1 protein-coding gene is annotated in these 551 nt (G+C 52.3%); it reads right to left on the reverse strand.

What is annotated here, in order from left to right:
• On the reverse strand, positions 1 to 551 hold a 551-nt coding region (locus JNC80_RS20025), incomplete at both ends, for a porin (RefSeq protein WP_376711426.1).

Here is a 551-nt window from a genome sequence, read left to right on the forward strand (position 1 = left end):
CCAACAACGTGTGGCATGTAGTCGTTGATTACGCCGTTGTAAGATTTTCCGTTTTTGCCAACGGTTGAATTCTTCCAGGCGAAGCCATTGCCATCTTTATCAGACAGATCTTCACCCTGTTCAGCGGAGATAACTGCCGAGAAGCCGTTGCCGCCTTTGAAGGTGTAGCTGATGATGTTTGTGTTGTATGCACCTGGCGATACAACGTCATCGTTGATTACGTCGCCGAGGTAACCGGTGAGGGTGTGGAATGCTGAATCGGTTTTACCGATGAGCAGGCCGCCCAGCTGAATGTAAGCGTGCTTCAGAGTGTGGCTGCCCTGTGCGCCGTCACCGAAGTTGAAGCGGTTTTCGGTGAAGGTCTTCAGTGTGCCGAGTTCGGTTTCCGAAGCTGTGTGTGTGCGCAGTGTGAAGCGGGTGTTGGTTGACCAAGTTTCGCGGTCATGACCTTTGTAAACGTCATCGCCAGCTTTAAAGTCAGCGCGAACATAACCGGAAAGACGCAGGCAGGTTTCTGTGCCTGGAATGTAGAAGTAGCCAGCGCCGTAAGC

This window comes from Pseudochrobactrum lubricantis (assembly GCF_041929865.1).
Taxonomy (GTDB): Bacteria; Pseudomonadota; Alphaproteobacteria; order Rhizobiales; family Rhizobiaceae; genus Pseudochrobactrum; species Pseudochrobactrum saccharolyticum.